Source organism: Pseudoalteromonas sp. SWXJZ10B (genome assembly GCF_015864475.1).
Taxonomy (GTDB): Bacteria; Pseudomonadota; Gammaproteobacteria; order Enterobacterales; family Alteromonadaceae; genus Pseudoalteromonas; species Pseudoalteromonas arctica.
On sequence record NZ_JADYXD010000001.1, the window covers coordinates 176632 to 196252 of the forward strand.

The window sequence follows — 19621 nt, forward strand, 5'->3', positions numbered from 1 at the left end:
GAATCGAGGAATATAATTAATGAGAAACTCAAGAAATGAAATAGTAAAATATGGAGTCTCTTTTGGTACAGCCCTAGCAATTGCTATTTCATGGAGTGCTAACGAGTCTGTGTTATGGGCAATTTTGCATGGTTTTTTATCTTGGTTTTATGTTATTTGGCATGTAATTACGCGATAAGTGTTTTCGCGTGTGCACGGATTGATTATGTAGACCGCGGTCAATGTTAATAGTCGAGTAATTACCATTTAAAACGATTAAGTTAAAAATATAAAAGGAATAATTAATAATGAAAGGTGCGGGTGGAAGCTCTGGTGGTATTGGGCATTTTTTTATTGGTTTGATTATGATGTGCGGTGGCTTTTATATGCTGCTAAACGCAATTTCGGTGACCTCTAATTTTGGACTAAGTTCTCGTATTTATAGTGTTAATGCTTTAGGTGGCTTTGGCGTTACAGGCGGCATGGTTATGATCCCCTTTATTTTTGGTGTGGGTCTGATTTTTTATAATTCTAAAAATATTTTAGGCTGGGTGCTATCGCTAGGATCGTTAACCGCACTAATATTTGGCGTTATATCGAGTGTTCGGTTTAGCATGCGAACTATGACGTCGTTTGATTTGATTGTTATTATAGTTTTAGCGTTTGGTGGCTTGGGGCTGTTTTTACGCTCGCTTAAATCTATTGATACTTAAATAATTACCACGCTTTGTTTTAAATACAATTTTAATTATAGGCATTTAACACGATGTACTAATGCCTAAATTAATAATGTAATCCTTCCTATTTACTGATTAACCAGTAACGTATTTTAAAGAGATTTATGTGAACAACTCAATACAGCTAAAACTAATTGCTACTCACTTAATGGCACAAAGAGAAGAAAACCCAGCACGTTCAAACTTTCCTAAAGAGTTGGTATTAGACTCGACTGACGATGCAATAGAAGTACAAAAGTTGATGATTTATTTAAATGATCAAACTGTATATGGCTGGAAGTGTATGCTGCCTTTAGATGATGGCTCAATTATATTAGCACCTCTTTTACATGCACCTATAAAACAAGCTGAAAATTGCCCACTGTATACAACAAAAGATAAAGCGCTGATAGAACCAGAAATTGCATTTATTTTGCAAAGCGATTTACCAAGTAATAAAACCTATACAAATGAAGACGTGGATACTGCATTTGCCAGCGCCCACTTAGCACTTGAGCTTATTCAAAAAAGGTTTGATGAAGACACTCCAAGCACTCACATTGAAAAGCTGGCCGATGGTTTATCTAATCAAGGCGTGTATTTAGGCCCAAAAATAGATAAAGCCAAAGCGTATAACGCAAGTAGTGTAAACATTAACGTTAAGCAAATTGAAGCTGAGTTAAGCTTGGCGGGTATTCACCCTGCAGAACTTGCGCAACTTCCACTTTATTGGGCGGTTAATTACTTATCAGCCAAAGGAATCAACTTAGAAGCAGGGCAAGTGTTTATAACGGGCTCTTACTGTGGTGTTGTTGAGCTTAATACCGATCAGTTAACCACGATTAGTTACGAAGACTTAGGGTCATTTAGCACTACGTTTTTATCAAAGTAAATTTAAACGTTATTTAATAGATAAATCGTACTTTAAAATAAGCGCATCTATGTAACGGGTGCGCAATGTTTGTTGTTTTTCATGGTCGGCGCCGTGTCCTAGTGCTTTGTTTAAAAGCTTCATGGCTGGGTGTAGTAGCGCTCTTTCGTCTTGGTTTAAACTCGCTTTACTGCGCAGTTCGGTAATGTCGTCAACTAATAACCTGCCAATATCTACCGAGACTATTTCGTCTATTAATCCATTTTGAGTAAGCACGCCGTACTTACTGCATAAAAACTGTTGCCAAATTTGCTGCAAGTGCTCGTCTATTTCGCAGCCAAATAGCTCTTCGCTAAACGTAAATCCTTGCTGAGCGAGTTTAGTTAGGCTTGCAGTATATTGCTGTGCAAAATAATTAAAAGCATGGCTTGATGATTCTATTTTTTGTTTTAAAAGACCTTGACCCCAATTAACACAGCCGCGCGGGTAATAGTCGTCATACTCTTCGCATTCATACAAACCTGAATATGAGCTGCAGCTAAGTTGACTTTTAATACAGTAACTTGGTTTTGGGAAAACACTTCGCTCTTGCCAAGCTAAAAGTGTATCTGCATCTATATTTAATGCTTGGCACAGTTCATCGGTGTTATAAAAATGAGTTGCTAAGTAGTCAGATAAACGCATAAAGCCTCTGGTATCGTTAAAGATAAAATACTGTTCATATATACAGTTATTCATTTTGTATTACCAAACTTAATAACACAAGAAATTTTATAATTAAATGTAGGCTTACACCTCCAAAAGTACCGGCAATTATGTTACAAATAGCGCAAGTTTTATAAATAATGATTTTTTATGCGCACCCTAGACCAAATTAAACAAGCAAGCCTTATTACAGCTATTAAAACGCCATACTTAGCAAACGGTGAAATAGACCTAGCAAAGTACGATGAACTCGTAGAAATACAAATTGCAGCAGGCGTTGACGGCATTGTAGTTGGTGGCACAACAGGCGAAGGCCAGTTAATGAACTGGGAAGAGCATTTAATGCTTATAGCGCACAGTGCAAACAAGTATGGTGACAAACTGGTTATTGTCGGTAATACCGGTAGTAACAACACCCGTGAAGCGATTAAAGCAACTAAATATGGCTTTGCCAGCGGTATGGATGCAGCACTGCAAATTAATCCATACTACGGACGTACGTCTATTGCGGGTGTTAAAGAGCACTTTAAGCGCGTACTTGATATTGGACCTGCCTTTATTTACAACGTAGCAGGTCGCACAGGTCAAGACCTAACGCCTGATATTATTGAACCACTCGCTAAACATGAATATTTTATTGGTGTAAAAGAGTGTGGCGGTAATGAACGTATTGCCCATTATGAACAACAAGGTATTGCATGTTGGTCGGGTAACGATGACGAAAGTCACGATGCGCGCCACACACATAAAGCGCACGGTGTTATCTCGGTTACTTCTAACTTAATACCTGGGTTATTCCGTCAGTTAATGGATACTAAAAATGATGAGTTAAATACATCATTACAACCATTAATGAACTGGTTGTTCTGTGAACCAAACCCCATTGCTATTAATACCGCGTTGATGATGACAGGTGCAGTAAACCCTGTATTTAGATTACCGTATTTACCACTTAGTGATGAGCAGCAAGCTCAAGGCGAAGTATTAATTAATGAGTTAAATAACAACGATGTTGTTGGCGGCACAGCTAAGTGTATAAAGCAGGACGATATAGCCCTCCTTTCCTAGCAATATGAGCAAGCACTGAACAAAGTGTTAGTTCAGTGCTTTTTGTTAATGATTATTTACTTCTATTGCTAAAATCGGTAAAGTTCCTTCCCTTATATCTTATAAAATATGCAGAGCTGTGAAATTTGTTGTTGAAGAACTCGCTATATGGATAAAGCCCGAACAGCGACAAATAAAAGAGAGTAATTGGTTTGATTCCTCCGTATTAAATCTTAGTTGGGTGCCTGCTATGCAGCGACGCCGAATGACTTCCTTTATTAAAATGGCACTCTTTAGTGCTCATCAAGTAAGCACTCAAGGTAACTATGTTAATTTACCGAGTGTTTTTTCTTCTCGCCACGGTGATTTTCACAAAACGTCTAACTTACTTATTGATGTAGTAAATGATCAGCCACTGTCGCCCACTGGTTTTGGGTTAAGTGTGCATAATGCCGCATCGGGACTTTTTGGGATAATACAGGGTAATACAAGTGCTACAAATGCTATAGCTGCAGGAGCCGAAAGCTTTATTTATGCACTCGTAGATGGCTTTGTAAGACTTGCTGATAACGATCAGCAACACATGTTAATAGTTCATACCGACGAGACTCTCCCCGATATTTACGCTCAGTACGCCGATGAACAGCAAATAGCACACTCTATTGGTTTAATAATAAGAGCGCCGCAAAAAGGCGAACCCCATTTTAGTTTAAACAAAGTATTTAATACGGGCATGGAAAAAAGCGACTTACCAATGAGTATTCAATGCGCTAAAGCTTTGTATGAGCGAAGCAATACATTACTTGTTCATAACACGCTTGAGCACGATTGGCAGCTTACATACCATGCTTAAAAATGTACAAAGGTTATGTGGGTTGATTTGGCGGATTATTGCTACTGCATTTTGCTTTTCAGTTTTTGGGGTTGGTGGTTTACTATTAGCCTTTATTGTTTTTCCTGCTCAGCGCCTATTTCAAAGTGACTCAGTTAAACAAAAGATTAAGGCTCGAAAAACAGTACATTACAGCTTCAAATGGTTTGTTAGTTTAATGCATGTAACGGGCGTTATTCGATTTCATGTCAACGATAAAGCAAAAGTTGAAGGCTTAAAAGGGCAACTGATATTAGCAAACCATCCTTCTTTAATTGATGTTGTTGTTTTAATTTCGGTAGTAAAAAATGCAGATTGCGTAGTAAAGGCGCATTTATTTAAAAATCCTTTTATGCGCGGCGTTATTAAAAGCACCGGCTATATAAGTAATGACGATCCGCAGGAGCTATTACGAGAATGCGAGCGCAGTTTGCAAAAGGGTAATAACTTAATTGTATTTCCTGAAGGGACACGGACAGAGCCTCACAAAACATTAAAGTTTAAACGAGGCGCTGCAAATATTGCAATTAGATGTCATGCGCCCATTACTACTTTTTTAATTAAAATGAAGCCAAACACTTTAACCAAAGGCACACCTTGGTATAAGGTCGCGCCATATCAGGCGCATTTTACAATGGGGCTTGCGAGCCAGCAGTTTAATTGTGCAACGTACGACAGCGATATGCCTGCGATGCAATCACGCCAATTGACTAAAGATTTACAACATTATTTTACACAAGAGCTAAAAAATATATGAGCGAATTAAAAGAACAAATAAAACAACTGATTATCTCAAGCCTTGACCTTGAAGACATGACCACTGCTGACATACAAGATGATGACGCTTTATTTGTAGATGGCCTAGGACTAGACAGCATAGATGCATTAGAGCTTGGTCTTGCGATAAAGAAGCAATTTGATGTGAAAATAGATGCAAACTCTGATCAAACTAAAGCGCACTTTGCCTCAGTTAATTCTTTAGCAAAATTTATTGAACAAGCACGTTCTTAATATATAAAAGTAGGAAGAAAGATGAAAACCGCTGCTGAAATTTATGATGTATTACACGGCATTTTAGAAAACGAATTTGAAATAGACCCAGAAGATATTAGCTTAGAGGCTAACCTGTACCAAGATCTTGATTTAGACAGTATTGATGCAGTTGACTTAGTTGTAAAATTAAGAGAAATCACAGGTAAAAAAATTGAGCCTGATGCCTTTAAGCTTGTGCGCACAGTGCAAGACATAGTCACCGAAATAGAAAAGTTAGTTAACTAATACTATGTTAAAAGCAGTTTTAACAACGTTAATTATGATTTGCTTGGCTTGCTACCCTATTATTGTGTACGTAGGCCTTACGCGTTTTAATAGTCAGATTATTACAGTATTACTGCTATTTTTACTCGGGCTTAGACTTTGGTTAAGCAAAGCCCTGTTTGATAAAATGCCGTGGTTAAAGCCCGCTACATTTTTAGCAGCCATTACTATTTTGATTTCCAAGGTAATGGATAGCGACTTAGGGCTGCGTTTGTATCCCGTAATCATTAATTTAGTTATGTTAGTTGTGTTTGCGTATTCTTTGTATAAAGGGCCTTCTATTATTGAAACCTTTGCGCGCATTACTGAGCCCTCACTTGATGAAAACGGTGTAATTTATACAAAAAAAGTAACGCTAGTGTGGTGTGTGTTTTTTGTATTCAACGGTGGTATTGCCCTGTACACCAGTATTTTTAGTAGCCTAGAAACCTGGGCTTTTTATAATGGTTTTATTGCTTACTTAGCTATGGGCACATTGTTTGCTATAGAGTGGCTAGTCAGACAAAAAGTAAAAAGGAACGCCGGTGTTTAATGCTTTTCAAAGTAATGCGATAAGAACATGTTTTAATCATACTGATAATGATATTTCGGAGCGTCAGTTTGTTAGTGATATAAACGAAGTTTTAGCAAAACTATCAACGTTAAATGCTAAATCATCGGTTGTTTTATACACCACAGACACCTACAAATTTGCCGTGTACTTATTTGCTTTGGCACTACACGGAAACACAGTGATTTTGCCGCCTAATGGGCAACCTGTAACGTTAAACTCCTTGCTTAAACAAACACCTTTTTTTATTGGTGAGTCTGAATTAGTAGCCGATTTAGAGGCTGATTTTTTAGATATAGGCACCTTAGTCAATCAACCTCACTTTGTATCTATTGAAACAATTAAGTGGCCTCAAGAAGGCACAATTGTTTTTTACACGTCGGGCTCGTCGGGTAAAGCAAAGCCAATTGTAAAAACGTGGCAGGTAATAAATAAAGAATTAAGTACATTAATTAATAGCTACGCATTGATTGATAATCCTATTTTTATAGCGAGTGTTTCGCATCAGCATATATACGGCTTATTGTTTAGATTATTGTGGCCATTACGTGCAGGAAAGGTTGTAAATACAGAACTATTGCATTACCCAGAACATATAGCTACAAAGCTCAAGTTATTTAAAAAAGTAGTGTTTGTTTCAAGCCCAGCGCAGTTAAAACGGTTATGTATTGATAATGTTTTAGTGGATGATAAGTCTCATTTACAATGGGTTTTTTCATCAGGTGGACCGCTATTAAACGAAGATGCTGTATCGTTGTTTACGCAATTAAATAAACCAGTTACACAAGTTTTTGGTAGTACCGAAACCGGTGGTATTGCATATCGACAAGTTACTTCACTTGAAAAGGTTAGCCTTTGGCAGCCATTTTCGGGTATTAAAGTACGGGCTTTGGACGATCAGCGTTTAATTTTAAACTCACCGCTCGTTCGCGACAAAAATTACCCTTTAGATGATAGAGGCGAAGTACTTAAAAATGGTCAATTTAGATTATTAGGCCGATTCGATCGAATTATAAAATTAGAAGAAAAACGATTAAGTTTAGATGAGCTAGAACAACATTTGTGTACTAGTGAGTGGGTAAGTGAAGCTAAAGTAATCGCCTTGCCTGGTGAGCGATTAATTGTAGGCGCTATTGTTGTGCTTACGCATAAAGGGCAGATATTTTTTAATGGTGACGGTAAGTTAGCTACAAATAATTTATTAAAAGCGCATGCATTAGCGCGCTTTGAGCGAATTTGTATCCCTAAAAAGTGGCGTTTTGTAGATCAATTACCATACAACTCACAGGCAAAGTTAAATTTAAAAGCATTGGAGAGTCTTTTTGCAAAAGTTGACTAAAACACAGCCTGATTTACTGTCTTGTGAAAAAGCAGAGCAAAAGTATAAATTAAGCTTACTAGTTCCTCATGATTTAGATTATTTCAAAGGACATTTCACTGATGGCCCAATACTCGCAGGTGTTGTGCAATTAGACTGGGCTGTGGCTGCAATTTGTAAATATTATAATGTTCAGCAATCTGTTAAAAATGTTGAAGTATTAAAGTTTCAGGTAGTGATTACCCCAAGTATAACAATCGAATTATTGCTTGAGCAAAAGGCAGAGAATAAATATACCTTTTCGTATAATTCAAACAAAGGACAGCATGCATCTGGCCGTGTTGTTTTTGATAGCCTAATAAATGAATAATTTTTGTATTGTTATCCCAAATTATAATCACATTACGGTTATTGATGATGTACTGAGCCAATTATCGTCATTTAATCTTCCTATTATTATGGTTGATGACGCAAGCAACGTCGAAGCTAAAAATGTGTTTAGTAAGCTTGATGCAAAACACGCGCAGTTGAGTGTAGTTACCCACGACGATAATCAAGGCAAAGGCGGCGCGGTACAAACCGGCTTAAAGCAAGCATATAAGCTAGGTTTTTCGCATGCGATACAGGTTGATGCTGATGGTCAGCATGACTTATCTGATATTGAAAAACTAATAGCGCTTTCAAACGCTCAGCCTAAAGCGCTTATAAGTTGTTGCCCAATATATGACGATTCAGTGCCTAAACACCGTTATTTAGCACGTTATTTAACGCATGTTTGGGTATGGATTGAAACGTTAAGTTTTACAATTGTAGATTCGATGTGTGGCTTTAGAGTGTATCCGCTTGAGCAAAGTACAAAGCTAATTGATGAGGTATCGCTTGGAAAACGCATGGATTTTGACCCCGAAATTTTAGTGCGTTTATATTGGCGCAATGTGCCTTTTGTATTTTTACCTAGCCAAGTAATTTACCCCGAAAATGGGCTTTCTCATTTTCAGCCATTACACGATAACGTGCGTATTTCGTGGTTACACACCCGCTTGTTTTTTGGAATGTTGATTCGCTCTCCTGTGTTAATTTGGCATAAATTAAAGAGGCGTTATGGCCGCTAAACACTGGTCTAAAATGCAAGAACGCGGTAATTTTTTAGGTATTCAAATACTGTTATTTGCTCATAAATTACTGGGTAGAAAAGGGCTGTGGATTGTTTTGTTTCCTGTGGTCTTTTATCTTTTTTTAACAGGAAAAGTAGCGCGTGTAGCATCTAAAGCGTTTTTAGAGCAAGTTAATGTTTACCAAGGCTGCAAACAACCTGTTACGTTTAAAATGCAATTAGCGCACTTTTGTAGTTTTGCAGATAGCGCATTAGATAAAATTGATGCTTGGCTTGGGCGAATAACCCAACGTGATATTAAATACACGAATGAGCATTTATTTGCTGAGCTAGATGAGCAAAATCAAGGGGCTATTTTTATAGGTTCTCACTTGGGTAATTTAGAGGTGTGCAGGGCACTTAGCCAGCACCGCAGCAGTAAAAAAATAAATGTACTGGTGTTTACCCATCACGCTGTTGAATTTAATAAAATGCTTAAAAAGATTAACCCAGATGTGTCGGTTAATTTAATACAAGTGACTGATATGGGGCCTGACTTAGCTATTTTACTAAAAGAAAAAGTAGAGCAGGGAGAAATAATCGTTATTGTTGGCGACAGAACAAGCACAACAACGGCTTCTCGGTCGGTACAGGTACCATTTTTAGGCAAAAATGCCCCATTTTCACAGGGGCCTTTTATATTAGCCGCGCTGCTTGATTGCCCTGTTTACTTTTTGTTTTGTTTAAAAGATAAAAAAAGCAAAAAGTATCAAGTGATATTTGAACATTACAGCCAATCATTAAAAATGCCTCGACGAGAGCGACAGCAGGCGCTAACACTTATTATTACTGACTATGCACAGCGTTTGAGTTATTACGCAGCTTTATATCCTTATCAGTGGTTTAATTTTTACGATTTTTGGAAAAGTGATCAGCAGGTAGTGCGCGATCAATCAATGGAGAACAAGTGTGACTGAACAAAATATACAGCTTTTTGGCAATCAGCGATTATCAATTGAAGATATTGTTCGAGTTGCCTTTAATGAAACACAAGTGCAATTAAATAGCTGTGAAACTTTTAGCGTTAAAATTAATAGCGCTTTGCGTTTTTTAGACACACTTTTAAAAGAAGATGGCGTGATTTACGGCGTTACTACTGGTTACGGTGATTCTGTAACGGTGGCTGTACCTCTTGATTTAGTTGATGAATTACCTCTGCATTTAACTCGCTTTCACGGCTGTGGACTCGGGGATGTATTTAATAAAGTGCAAGGGCGTGCAATTTTAGCGACCCGCTTAACATCACTTTCACAGGGCTACTCTGGTATTAGCTGGGAAATGCTGCACCTACTTAAAGATTACTTAAATAACGATATAGTGCCTGTGATCCCGCAAGAAGGGTCAGTAGGTGCCAGTGGCGATTTAACACCGTTATCTTACGTTGCAGGTGCGATGGTAGGCGAGCGTGATGTGTTTTACAAAGACCAAGTACGTAACAGTGCAGAAGTTATGAAAGAAGTTGGCTTAGAACCACTAACACTAAGGCCAAAAGAAGGTCTTGCCGTTATGAATGGCACAGCGGTAATGACTGCATTAGCGTGTTTAGCGTTTGATAGGGCTAATTACTTAGCTAAACTGGCGAGCCGTATTACTGCATTATCAAGTTTAGCGCTTAAAGGAAATAGCCATCATTTTGATGAGATATTATTTTCAGTTAAGCCACATCCTGGGCAGCAACAAATTGCACGTTGGATAAGAGACGATTTAAACCATCACGATCACCCTCGTAATGCAGACAGACTTCAAGATAGGTATTCAATCCGTTGTGCACCCCATGTTATTGGTGTGCTGCAAGACAGTCTGCCGTTTTTTAGGCACATGATAGAAAACGAGCTTAATTCAGCAAACGATAACCCAATAATTGACGGCCAAGGTGAGCATGTATTACACGGCGGGCATTTTTACGGAGGCCACATTGCAATGGCAATGGATAGCATGAAAACAGCCGTTGCAAACCTTGCTGATTTAGCAGACAGACAAATCGCTTCTTTGGTTGATACTAAGTACAACAATGGGCTACCTTCAAACTTGTCTGATAGTGCACCAGAGCGCCGTTATATTAATCATGGTTTTAAAGCGGTTCAAATTGGCTGTAGCGCTTACACTGCTGAAGCATTAAAGCTAACCATGCCGGCCAGCGTTTTTTCTCGCTCTACGGAGTGTCATAATCAAGATAAAGTGAGTATGGGAACTATTGCGTCTCGCGATTGTTTACGTATTTTACAGCTAACAGAACAAGTGTTAGCAAGTACGTTATTAGCAAGTATTCAAGGTGTTAGATTGCGTATAAAACAAGGCGATCTTGAGTTTTCGACTTTAACGCAAGATATGCAAAACATGTATACCGATATAACTGATTACTTTGAAAACCTCACTGAGGATAGACCAATGGAAGCCGTGCTAAGGCAAACAATAGGGTATATTCAAACTAAACGTTGGGCGTTGTATGAATAGTAAAGGTGCATTATTAACGCATGTGGTAGAAATTGAAATTCCATTTCATGACTGCGACCCAATGAATGTTGTATGGCATGGAAATTACCCACGTTATTTAGAAGTAGCGCGCTGCGAGTTACTGCGTTTATTTGATTATGATTACCCGCAAATGCATGAATCGGGCTACGCGTGGCCAATTGTTGATATGCAAATAAAGTATGTTGCCTCAGCAGTATTTACTCAAAAAATTAAAGTAGCGGCTTACTTAAAAGAATACGAGAACCGACTACGGATTGATTACGTAATCACTGACTCGCTAACTAATAAGCGCCTTACTAAAGCCTCAACCACGCAAGTTGCGGTTGAGGTTAGCTCCAAAGAAATGCAATTTGAATCACCCGCTATTTTATTTAATAAGTTAAAAGCGGTTTTGAATTAAATTTTTATTTTATAGGCGATTAAATGAATTTTTTAAAATGTTTTACATTGAGCATAGCCATTAGCTTTTTGCTGTTTTGCTCTGTAGTAAATGCAGCAGCTATTAAAGGTGAGTTTAAGCAATATAAGCAATTTAATGGATTTGCTAAGCCTTTTATTTCGTCGGGTGTTTTTTCGTTAATTGATGAAAAGCTAATTTGGCAAGTGAAAATGCCTGTTGAGAGTATGCTCATAATAGAAAACGGCAAAGTGCTTGCACAAAATGCCAATGGTGAGTTAATACCACAACCCGGTAGCGAGCAATTTGTAGGATTACTGAGTGACTTACTTAGCGTAAATATGAGTGCTCTGGAAACACGTTTTGACATTGCTAAAATGCAAGACAGTTGCACACAGTTAATACCAAAAGAAGCGATGCTACAGCAATTATTTAGTGATTTTATTTTATGTGAAACTGCTAAGCAAGTGAGCAGTATTACACTAAATGAGCACTCAGGAAATAACACAAAAATTGAGTTTACTTATTCCAAATAAAATTATGTTTTTAAATAATGCAGTGGTTAATTAAGGGAATAGTGCAGTGACAAAACGAATTACCGTTATTGTAGGGTGGTTTAGCAGTTTAATTTTACTTTTTGCTGCAGCTTTTTGGCTGTCTAAACCAACGTTTAGCGCCGATATGTTTAGCTTATTGCCAAAGTCGCACTCCCAAATTGCACATGCGGAAGATGTTTTTTTTCAGCAAAATGCTAACCGTATTATGTTCTCGTTTGCAGGAAATAATAAAAATAAAGCATTTGATGATTTCCAAAAATGGCTCGACGATAATGCAATTAAAAGCACATTTAACTTTCCGTCCGTTAACGATTTAGCGCAAACATTCTCACCTTTCAAACATGCGTTATTAAGTGATACTTACAAGCAAACATTAAGCAAAAAAACAACGTTTGAACATTATTACCTTGAGCAATTAAATCAGTTAGGCAACCCATTTGTAAGTGCTACCTTAAGCAAAGATACAAGTTTGAGCCTAGCGGCATTTATAGAAGATAACTTAAAACAAAGTCAATTGTTTACGCTTGAACAAGGTCGTTTAACTCGACGTTTAAAAGGCGTTGAATACCGTGTCATTTTGGCAAACTTAGCGCCCGAAAATTTAGGGGTTAATAAATCAATTGATTTAGCTGGCGCGATAATTAAACAGATCAATATACTTAATAAAACCTACCCTGATTTAAGCATTACTTACTCTGGTGTGCTATTTCATACGGCTGAAAATGCTAAACAAGCTAAATACGAGATGAGCCTGTTTGGTGGCATTAGCTTATTAGCCCTTATTGCTATGGTATTTTGGGTATTTAGGCGTTTAAACAGTATTTTATTAGCAAGCTTTACCGTACTGAGCGCACTTATTGGTGGCGCTATCGCTATGGTGTTGCTGTTTAATACTATTCATTTATTAACGCTTGTTTTTGCAGTTACCTTGATTGGTATTGCCATTGATTATGCATTTCATGGTATGACTGACTTAGCCAAAAAAGAGCATGAAAAAGGCTACAGCAAAGGGACACAATCTGCGCTTTTACTCTCTCTTATTACGACTACGTTGGGTTATTGCTGCTTACTAGGTGCGCCACTAACGTTATTATCTCAAGTTGGTGTGTTTGTTATTGCGGGTTTAGTGAGTGCTTGGCTATTTTCAGTTTTAGTTTTGCCATTGTGGCAATCTACACTCACGTTATCGCCTTCGAGTTTATTGATGAGTCAAAAGCTCATTAAGGTTTTTTTATACTGCAATAGTTTAAAAAAACCAATACTCATTACGTTATTAGTCCTTATAAGTGCGTTATTTTTAATAAAACCTATTAGCTTTAATGATGATGTAAAGCTATTAAATGCAAGCTCCGAACATTTAATGCTAAACGAAAAAAAGCATTTGTTATTACTTGGGCAATGGGATAGCCAAATTGTTTTTATGTTTGCAGATAGCTCCGAAGCGCTTTTACAAAAGCAAGAACAATTTTTAAAACGCTTAACCCAACTAAACCCTAATTTTAAACATAATAGCATTAGCCATTGGTTGCCTAGTTTACAAAAGCAGAGCGATAACCAAGCCTTGTTTGAACAGGCTAAAAATAAAGGGACTTTGGATATTGCAGAGCGCGTTACAGGGCAAGCGTTAACAAGTACAAAGGCACCGTTATTAACTTATAAAACACTCGCCACGAGTACATTTAAACCATTACTGCTTTCTCAAATGGTTGTTGAGTCAGAACAATCGATAACGTGGATGTCTATTTCGGGTATTTCATCTGATCAATTAATTAATGAAGTTGAAAAAAGTAAAGGTGTTTATATTTATAATAAACCTAAACAAATTAGTGCTTTATTAAGTGATTACCGTGAATATTTACTATTAAGCTTAGTGCTTGCGGGTTTTATTAGTTGGCTGCTTTTTAGTTGGCGATTTACGATTAAGATAGCGCTGCTGCAGGTGACCATTTTATCTGTTGTGGTGTTGAGCATGCTTTGGGTATGTAATGCGATTCAAGGTAGCTTGTCGTTATTTAATTTACTCGGTGCGTTACTTGTTATTGCCTTAGCAATTGATTACCTCGTTTTTTATCAAATAAATAAGTTAGAGCCCAAAAATGTGTTGGCGATTAGCTTGTCGGCTGCGTCATCAATGTGGGTATTTGGCATGTTGAGTGCATCTGATACACCCGCTATTTTTAGTTTTGGACTGAGTGTAATGGTAGGGATTTTAGCTATTTACTTTTTATCACCGCTGAGTGTTTTTAAGCCTCAAAAGGAACAATAATTTGAATAACCTTGAGCAGTACGATGTTGTTGTTATTGGCGCTGGGCCTTCGGGTGCATTGGCTAGTAGTCTTTTAGTTCAAAAGGGATGGCGGGTACTGGTACTTGAACAGCAGGCGTTTCCACGTTTTTCAATTGGTGAAAGCTTACTGCCGCAATGTATGGCGTACTTAGAAGACGCGGGCTTAATCGATACATTACATGACAATGCAGCAGCTTTAGGTTTTCAGTTTAAAGATGGCGCTGCTTTTCATCGGTCAGGACAAAATACAACTATAAATTTCACTGAAAAATTTACTAAAGGCCCAGGCACTACGTATCAAGTGAAAAGAGCCGACTTTGACAAATTATTAGCAGACAAAGCACAAGGACAAGGCGTAGAAATCAGATATAAGCACACGGTGGTTGACTACTGTGATGAGCCAAATGGTGCATCATTAGTGGTACACAATGAGCAGCAGCAAGCTTATCGCGTTAATGCCCGATTTGTATTGGACGCAAGTGGCTTTGGGCGTGTATTACCAAAATTGTTAGATTTAGAGCTTCCTTCTAACTTTCCTGTTCGAAGCGCTTATTTTAGTCACTTTAAAGACAATATTAGTGATACAAGCTTTGATCGAAATAAAATTTTGATTACCGTACACCCTCAATATTCAGACGTGTGGTATTGGCTTATTCCCTTTAGTGATGGTACTGCGAGTATTGGGGTTGTGGCGCAGTCAGAGCGTTTTAATGATGATGAATCTAGCGATTTACTAAATCAATTTATAGAGCAAGACCCTTATTTAAAAACACTGTTAGCACAGCGTGAGTTATTAACTCCAGCAAAAAATATAAAAGGCTACTCGGCAAATGTGAGTAAGTTATATGGTAAGCACTTTGCTTTATTGGGTAATGCGGGGGAATTTTTAGACCCGGTATTTTCATCAGGTGTAACAATTGCACTCAAATCTGCAAATTTAGTTGCCCCACTTGTTGATCGCTATTTAAAAAACGAAGTCGTCGATTTTGACGCTCACTACGCACAGCCATTACAAGCTGGAGTCGATTGTTTTAGAACATTTGTAACAGGGTGGTACGATACGCGTTTTCAGGATGTGATATTTTACTCTGAACAAAATACTCAGGTGCGAGAAATGATTAGTGCTATTTTAGCGGGCTACGCATGGGATACAAATAACCCATTTGTTGCACAAAGTGAACGCCGTTTAAATGTGTTGGCTCAGTTATGTCAAAATTAATTAAGTATGTGGTGTGTAGTGTATTTATATTTGCTGTATTGAGCGCATGTACGAGTTTTACAGCATCTAAAAATAGAGTGTATCTATCACCTAATATTCAATTAAATATTAATAGCGTGCCAGCACAAATGTTTGATAAGTCTTGGCAGCATGTTTTGTATATTACGAATCAGCAAAAAACACACACTGTATTTGCCCAATTAGCTATAAATGACAAAGGTGCAATTAAGTTATTGTTAATGACAGTGCAAGGCTTTCCAATTATGGAGCTTGAAAAACCTTTAAATGGCCCAGTAAAAACACGAAATATGCTGGCGGTAGAAGGGATAGACCCTCATTATATTTTGGCGGATATTGCATTAGTACATTGGCCAGTAGCATTTTTACAAAAGCAGTTAGAGGGTGCTTTAATAGAGCAGGTTGGCTCTAATCGGGAGGTATTTAACGATGAGGGTACATTTGTCACCATTGAATATAGTGATGAGTCGACAACGTTGAACAATATTTTACATCAGTATCAAATAACATTTAAAAAGGTAGAACAGTGACATATTGGCTGAATGATTTAGGCATTGTGAGTGCGATGGGCATAGGCCAAGATGCAACCACAACAAGCTTAAATAAATATAACCCTGCAACTCCTTTATTAACTTTAAATAAAAGTTTAAGTGCTGAGCAAACCCCGCTGTATGTCGGGCAAGTTCAGTCTATTGCTTTATCAAATAATAAACGTATCAATACATTTATTGATCTAGCTTTAGAGCAGATTAAGCCAACCTTAGATAAACTTTCGCATATTGATAAGTCGCGTATCGCAATTGTAATGGGTACTAGTACATCAGGTATTCATGATGGCGAAAGAGCGCGTAAAAGCTATGAAAGTACAAAAATCTGGCCTGATGACTTTAGTTACAGTGATCAAGAGTTAGCTACACCCGCTCATTACATTGCACATAAAATAGGGGCTCTAGGGGCTTGTTACAGTATTTCTACTGCGTGCACGTCGAGTAGCAAAGCGTTAATTAGCGCCCAAGCTTTGCTAAATGCTGATTTAGCCGATGTGGTAATTTGTGGTGGTGCGGATAGTTTGTGCCAATTAACAATTAATGGCTTTGACTCGCTCGCTTCTTTAAGCTCGGGTTTATGCCAGCCTTTTTCTAGCACCAGAGACGGCATTAATATTGGTGAAGGGGCCGCTTTATTTGTAATGACTAAAAATACGCCAATAACAAATAACGGCGTTATGTTACTAGGCAGTGGCGAAAGCTCAGATGCGCATCATATGTCAGCCCCCGATCCTAATGGGATGGGCGCCCAAGCCTCAATGGAAAAAGCACTAAAAAGCGCAAAGTTATCCTGTGGTGATATTGATTATATTAACGCTCACGGTACGGCTACTGTAAAAAATGACGAAATGGAAGCACTTGCAATTAATCGCGTGTTTGGCAACAATACCCCGCTTAGCTCAAGTAAGCATTTAACAGGGCATACTCTTGGTGCTGCAGGCGCCATTGAAGCCGGTATATGTTGGTTATTATTAAAAGATAGCGGCCAACATATGCTGCCGTATAACGCGATTAAAGAAGGCAGTGATTTGGCTGATATAAAAATAATAAAACAAGCGTTTAAGCCCGCTCTTAAATACTGCTTATCTAATTCATTTGCGTTTGGCGGTAATAATGCCAGCTTAATATTGGGAGTTAACGTTGACTAATTACCCTATAGAGCAAGTAGTCCCGCACGATGCGCCTATGATTTTAATAGATAGCCTTTTAACACACAGCGAAGATGAAGCTCAATGCGGCGTTACTATAACTGAGCAAAGCCCTTTTTTTAGTCCTGCAATTAACGGCGTACCTAGCTATATTGGTGTTGAGTACATGGCGCAGTCTATTGCCGCTTACGCTGGTGCGTTAGCGAATGATGAAAATAAACCTGTAAAAATTGGTTTTTTAATTGGCACGCGAAAGTATCAAACTTATCAACCGTGTTTTAAAAACGGCAGTAAGCTGACTATTGAAGTGAAAAAGCTATATCAAGAAGAGTCAGGTTTAAGTGTATTTGAATGCCAAATACTCGTGTGTGAAACTCTACTTTGCCAAGCAAAAATTAATGTATTTCAGCCTGAAAACCCGTTGGAATTTATAAGAGAAAATCAATGACAAAAAGAATTTTAGTTACGGGTTCAAGCCGTGGTATTGGTAAAGCTATTGCGTTAAAACTTGCTGAGCAAGGGTTTGATATTGCCGTACATTGCAGAGCGGGTGTTGAGCAAGCTCAAGCAACATGCGATGAAATTAATGCATTAGGTAGAGCCACCAGTTTATTACAATTTGATGTATGCGACAGAGAGCAGGCCAAAGCACAAATAATAGAAGATATAGCTCAGCATGGCGCTTATTATGGCGTGGTGTGTAATGCAGGTATTACTAACGATATGGCATTTCCTGCTATGCAAGGGGAAGACTGGGATTGTGTAATACGTACAGGCCTTGATGGGTTTTATAATGTAGTACACCCAACTGTAATGCCTATGGTACAAAGCCGTAAAGGTGGGCGAATAATTACAATGTCATCGGTGTCAGGTATTGCAGGTAACCGAGGACAAGTAAATTATAGTGCAGCAAAAGCCGGTATTATTGGGGCCACTAAAGCACTTGCATTAGAATTGGCAAAACGCAAAATCACAGTTAATTGTGTGGCACCTGGTTTAATAGAAACCGCGATGACTGATGAATTACCTATTGATGAAATGATGAAAATGATACCCCTTAAACGCATGGGGAGCGTTAAAGAAGTTGCGGGAACAGTCGCTTTTTTAATGTCTGATGATGCAGCTTACATAACACGCCAAGTGATTTCGGTTAATGGTGGCATGGTTTGATTAAACGCGTTGTTGTAACAGGGATGTCGGTGGTCACTGCATTGGGCGATGATTGGTCTGAATTCAAACAAGCCTTAATTAAAGGCGAAAATGCTGTTGTTACTATGCCAGAGTGGGATATAGCTGACGACCTCAATACTCGTTTAGCCGCGCCAGTTAAACACTTTGAGCGACCAAGTCATTACAAACGTAAACAAATCCGTTCAATGGGGCGAGTGTCACTTATGTCAACTCGTGCTACTGAATGCGCACTTGAACAAGCCAAACTACTCGAGCACGACAGTCTAACCGATGGCTCTACGGGCATAGCGTATGGCTCATCTACGGGCTCTACTGAGCCACTACTCGCCTTTGCAAATATGATGGAAACGGGGTCGATGTCAGGTGTAACAGCCACGAGTTACATTAAAATGATGGCGCATACTGCCCCTGTAAATGTTGGTGTGTTTTTTGGTTTAAAAGGGCGTGTTATAACAACAAGCTCTGCTTGTACATCGGGATCTCAAGGAATAGGCTTCGCCTATGAAGCGATTAAGTTTGGCCGACAAAAAATAATGGTGGCTGGTGGAGCTGAAGAGTTATGTATTACTGAAGCCGCCGTATTTGATACGCTTTATGCAACATCTACAAAAAATGAAACACCAAAACAAACACCAAGACCTTTTGATAAAAATCGCGATGGCTTAGTGATAGGCGAAGGCGCGGGTACACTTATTTTAGAAGAATACGAACATGCAAAAGCGCGCGGAGCAACAATATTAGCTGAGGTGGTTGGTTTTGGTTGTAATTCTGATGGACAGCACGTTACTCAACCAACATCAAAAACAATGCAACTAGCGATAGAAATGGCACTGCAAGATGCCAATTTAGACCCAGAAAAAATTGGTTACGTTAATGCTCATGGTACATCAACAGATAAAGGTGATATTGCCGAGTCTCACGCAACGTTTAAAGCATTGGGCAGCAAACCTATTAGCTCGTTAAAAAGTTATTTGGGGCATACATTAGGTGCTTGTGGTGCAATAGAAGCATGGGCAAGCATTAATATGATGGCTGATAACTGGTTTGCACCAACAATTAATTTAGATAACGTTGATGACGAATGTGCTCAGCTTGATTATATAAGGCATCAAGGGCGTGAGATTAATACCGATTACGTGATGAGTAATAACTTTGCGTTTGGTGGTATTAACACCTCTTTAATATTTAAACGCTATAAAGTAGATTAAACACGTTAAAAGATAAGTTATGACTAACTGTTAGCTCGTTTTTACT

At 38.3% G+C, this 19621-nt stretch carries 24 protein-coding genes; 23 read left to right on the forward strand and 1 reads right to left on the reverse strand.

The window, feature by feature from the left end; all coding sequences use genetic code 11:
• The first annotated feature begins 19 nt into the window (after window positions 1–19).
• From I6F54_RS00780 to I6F54_RS00790, 3 genes are all read left to right on the forward strand, one after another.
• A complete protein-coding gene (locus I6F54_RS00780) occupies window positions 20–178 on the forward strand; it encodes a hypothetical protein (protein WP_007378675.1) in 159 nt (52 codons plus the stop codon).
• Window positions 179–287: 109 nt separating this feature from the next.
• Window positions 288–692, forward strand: coding sequence for a hypothetical protein (locus I6F54_RS00785; protein WP_197139360.1), 405 nt, complete (start codon window positions 288–290; stop codon window positions 690–692).
• Window positions 693–822: 130 nt separating this feature from the next.
• Window positions 823–1587, forward strand: a complete 765-nt coding sequence (locus I6F54_RS00790; RefSeq protein WP_197139361.1) for a 2-keto-4-pentenoate hydratase — start codon at window positions 823–825, stop codon at window positions 1585–1587.
• A 9-nt stretch (window positions 1588–1596) separates the two neighbouring features.
• Here the strand turns inward: I6F54_RS00790 and I6F54_RS00795 are convergent, their stop codons facing one another.
• Window positions 1597–2250: a DUF6058 family natural product biosynthesis protein gene (locus I6F54_RS00795; RefSeq protein WP_165740781.1), complete on the reverse strand. Its 654-nt coding sequence runs from the start codon at window positions 2248–2250 to the stop codon at window positions 1597–1599.
• 171 nt (window positions 2251–2421) lie between these two features.
• Between I6F54_RS00795 and dapA the strand changes: the two genes are divergently transcribed.
• The 20 genes from dapA to I6F54_RS00895 all read left to right on the forward strand — a co-directional run bounded on the left by dapA (window position 2422) and on the right by I6F54_RS00895 (window position 19575).
• On the forward strand, window positions 2422–3339 hold the full coding sequence (dapA, locus tag I6F54_RS00800) for a 4-hydroxy-tetrahydrodipicolinate synthase (protein ID WP_024608419.1): 918 nt from the start codon (window positions 2422–2424) through the stop codon (window positions 3337–3339).
• A gap of 118 nt (window positions 3340–3457) precedes the next feature.
• Window positions 3458–4171: a beta-ketoacyl synthase chain length factor gene (locus I6F54_RS00805; protein WP_173585785.1), complete on the forward strand. Its 714-nt coding sequence runs from the start codon at window positions 3458–3460 to the stop codon at window positions 4169–4171.
• A complete protein-coding gene (locus I6F54_RS00810; RefSeq protein WP_197139461.1) occupies window positions 4164–4946 on the forward strand; it encodes a lysophospholipid acyltransferase family protein in 783 nt (260 codons plus the stop codon). Before I6F54_RS00805 ends, I6F54_RS00810 begins: the two co-directional genes overlap by 8 nt.
• Window positions 4943–5200: a phosphopantetheine-binding protein gene (locus tag I6F54_RS00815; RefSeq protein ID WP_007580830.1), complete on the forward strand. Its 258-nt coding sequence runs from the start codon at window positions 4943–4945 to the stop codon at window positions 5198–5200. The genes I6F54_RS00810 and I6F54_RS00815 overlap by 4 nt, the downstream gene beginning before the upstream one ends.
• A 21-nt stretch (window positions 5201–5221) precedes the next feature.
• On the forward strand, window positions 5222–5467 hold the full coding sequence (locus tag I6F54_RS00820) for an acyl carrier protein (protein ID WP_002958648.1): 246 nt from the start codon (window positions 5222–5224) through the stop codon (window positions 5465–5467).
• 4 nt (window positions 5468–5471) lie between these two features.
• On the forward strand, window positions 5472–6038 hold the full coding sequence (locus tag I6F54_RS00825; protein ID WP_197139362.1) for a hypothetical protein: 567 nt from the start codon (window positions 5472–5474) through the stop codon (window positions 6036–6038).
• The gene (locus tag I6F54_RS00830; RefSeq protein ID WP_197139363.1) at window positions 6031–7395 is read left to right on the forward strand and encodes an AMP-binding protein; all 1365 of its coding nucleotides are present in this window, start codon (window positions 6031–6033) and stop codon (window positions 7393–7395) included. The genes I6F54_RS00825 and I6F54_RS00830 overlap by 8 nt, the downstream gene beginning before the upstream one ends.
• On the forward strand, window positions 7379–7744 hold the full coding sequence (locus I6F54_RS00835) for an ApeI family dehydratase (protein ID WP_197118917.1): 366 nt from the start codon (window positions 7379–7381) through the stop codon (window positions 7742–7744). Before I6F54_RS00830 ends, I6F54_RS00835 begins: the two co-directional genes overlap by 17 nt.
• Window positions 7737–8486 (forward strand): glycosyltransferase family 2 protein, encoded by a 750-nt coding sequence (locus I6F54_RS00840; protein ID WP_197118918.1) that lies wholly within the window; start codon window positions 7737–7739, stop codon window positions 8484–8486. Before I6F54_RS00835 ends, I6F54_RS00840 begins: the two co-directional genes overlap by 8 nt.
• On the forward strand, window positions 8476–9444 hold the full coding sequence (locus I6F54_RS00845) for an LpxL/LpxP family acyltransferase (RefSeq protein WP_165740770.1): 969 nt from the start codon (window positions 8476–8478) through the stop codon (window positions 9442–9444). Before I6F54_RS00840 ends, I6F54_RS00845 begins: the two co-directional genes overlap by 11 nt.
• A complete protein-coding gene (locus I6F54_RS00850; RefSeq protein WP_024593020.1) occupies window positions 9437–10981 on the forward strand; it encodes an HAL/PAL/TAL family ammonia-lyase in 1545 nt (514 codons plus the stop codon). Before I6F54_RS00845 ends, I6F54_RS00850 begins: the two co-directional genes overlap by 8 nt.
• A complete protein-coding gene (locus tag I6F54_RS00855) occupies window positions 10974–11402 on the forward strand; it encodes an acyl-CoA thioesterase (RefSeq protein WP_007580812.1) in 429 nt (142 codons plus the stop codon). The genes I6F54_RS00850 and I6F54_RS00855 overlap by 8 nt, the downstream gene beginning before the upstream one ends.
• Window positions 11403–11425: 23 nt before the next feature.
• A complete protein-coding gene (locus I6F54_RS00860; protein WP_101216993.1) occupies window positions 11426–11935 on the forward strand; it encodes an outer membrane lipoprotein carrier protein LolA in 510 nt (169 codons plus the stop codon).
• A gap of 46 nt (window positions 11936–11981) precedes the next feature.
• Window positions 11982–14222, forward strand: coding sequence for a transporter (locus tag I6F54_RS00865; protein ID WP_197139364.1), 2241 nt, complete (start codon window positions 11982–11984; stop codon window positions 14220–14222).
• Between the two features lies 1 nt (window position 14223).
• The gene (locus tag I6F54_RS00870; RefSeq protein WP_165740371.1) at window positions 14224–15462 is read left to right on the forward strand and encodes an NAD(P)/FAD-dependent oxidoreductase; all 1239 of its coding nucleotides are present in this window, start codon (window positions 14224–14226) and stop codon (window positions 15460–15462) included.
• Window positions 15450–16010: a DUF3261 domain-containing protein gene (locus I6F54_RS00875; RefSeq protein WP_165740373.1), complete on the forward strand. Its 561-nt coding sequence runs from the start codon at window positions 15450–15452 to the stop codon at window positions 16008–16010. Before I6F54_RS00870 ends, I6F54_RS00875 begins: the two co-directional genes overlap by 13 nt.
• Window positions 16007–17176, forward strand: coding sequence for a beta-ketoacyl-ACP synthase (locus I6F54_RS00880; protein WP_197139365.1), 1170 nt, complete (start codon window positions 16007–16009; stop codon window positions 17174–17176). The genes I6F54_RS00875 and I6F54_RS00880 overlap by 4 nt, the downstream gene beginning before the upstream one ends.
• The gene (locus I6F54_RS00885) at window positions 17169–17624 is read left to right on the forward strand and encodes an ApeP family dehydratase (RefSeq protein WP_024591752.1); all 456 of its coding nucleotides are present in this window, start codon (window positions 17169–17171) and stop codon (window positions 17622–17624) included. Before I6F54_RS00880 ends, I6F54_RS00885 begins: the two co-directional genes overlap by 8 nt.
• Window positions 17621–18346, forward strand: a complete 726-nt coding sequence (gene fabG, locus I6F54_RS00890; RefSeq protein ID WP_007580797.1) for a 3-oxoacyl-ACP reductase FabG — start codon at window positions 17621–17623, stop codon at window positions 18344–18346. The genes I6F54_RS00885 and fabG overlap by 4 nt, the downstream gene beginning before the upstream one ends.
• On the forward strand, window positions 18346–19575 hold the full coding sequence (locus I6F54_RS00895; protein ID WP_165740383.1) for a beta-ketoacyl-ACP synthase: 1230 nt from the start codon (window positions 18346–18348) through the stop codon (window positions 19573–19575). Before fabG ends, I6F54_RS00895 begins: the two co-directional genes overlap by 1 nt.
• Window positions 19576–19621: the final 46 nt, after the last annotated feature.